At 61.4% G+C, this 1,065-nt stretch carries 2 protein-coding genes; both read right to left on the bottom strand.

The genetic code is table 11. The annotated features are described in order from the left end of the window. Positions 1-497: dienelactone hydrolase family protein (locus U1769_RS25430; protein WP_332720935.1), on the bottom strand; the 497-nt coding region annotated here is incomplete at its 3' end. Next, a complete protein-coding gene (locus U1769_RS25425; protein WP_332720934.1) occupies positions 497-973 on the bottom strand; it encodes a methylated-DNA--[protein]-cysteine S-methyltransferase in 477 nt (158 codons plus the stop codon). The genes U1769_RS25430 and U1769_RS25425, both read right to left, overlap by 1 nt. Positions 974-1,065 lie beyond the last annotated feature (92 nt).

Below are 1,065 nucleotides of genomic sequence, written 5' to 3'. Positions count from 1 at the left end.
CCCGCAATATGCAGCATCAGCGGATTGGCGATGCCGTGCTTCTCACCCAGCAGTCCATCGACCGCCACTGCATAATAGCCCACACTGGCGTCGGCATCGGTCCGCGCGGCCGTCATATAGGCGAGCCGTCCGCCCAGGCAGTAGCCAACCACCCCGACCTTGCCGCCGCCGGCTTCACGCGCTGCCCGGATGGTCGCTTCAATATCCTCGATGCCCTTGCCCTGATCGAACTTGCCGAACAGGTTCAGGCCCTGCTGCATTTCGTCGGGGACGTCCGGGTCGAGCTCAATGCCCGATTCCATGCGCCAAAAAAGGTCGGGGGCAAGCGCAACATACCCTTTCGATGCCCAATGATCGCATTTACGGCGGATGCCTTCATTAACACCGAAGACCTCTTGAATCACCACGATGGCGCCCTTTGCATCACCCTCCGGATTCGCCCGATAGGCCGTAAAGCCGCCGCTGCCGTCGAGGCTCCCGATCGTGATCGTCGCCATTAAATCTCTCCCTTGCTGAAGCGCCGCTCGTGCTGGAGCAGCCATGTCTTGGTCGCTAGGCCGTCACCCGCCGAATAGGAACCCAGTGCGCCACCTGCGCCGAGGACGCGGTGACAGGGGACAACGATCGGAAAAGGGTTGCGGGCGCACAACTGCCCGATCGCGCGCGGCCCGGAGTCGAGCCGCCGTGCCAGTTCGCCATAGCTGACGGTGTCGCCGTAACCCACGGCGATCAGCCCGTTTCGAAGGACCACTCCTCGCGGCGAACGAACGCACGGTAACGATAGATCGAAGTCCTTGAGATCGCCCGAAAAATAAGCTTCAATCTGCTCCACCGCTGCTTTTACCGCCGTCGCTCCGCCCTTGTTCACTGGGCCGTCGGCGCCAATCCGGATTGACGTAATTGCTGCGTCATTGCCATCCACACGGATCATGCCGATGGGCGTTGCGATCATGCCATGGTCGGGCGCATACATGCAGCGCACGATAGGGCAGGGCGTGGCGTCGGCTCAAGCACGAAGCGGAGAGAAGCATTGAAGATCAACGTCGAAATCGAATGCACGCCAGA

Origin of the sequence: Parasphingomonas zepuensis (assembly GCF_036663735.1) — a bacterium.
GTDB lineage: Bacteria > Pseudomonadota > Alphaproteobacteria > Sphingomonadales > Sphingomonadaceae > Sphingomonas.
The sequence above is the reverse complement of the archived record's forward strand: the minus strand, read 5'-3'. Positions and strand labels throughout refer to the sequence as shown.

Excerpts from the sequence above, each read along its gene's own strand:
- U1769_RS25425 (WP_332720934.1), bottom strand. The coding sequence starts at position 973 with ATGTATGCGCCCGACCATGGCATGATCGCAACGCCCATCGGCATGATC.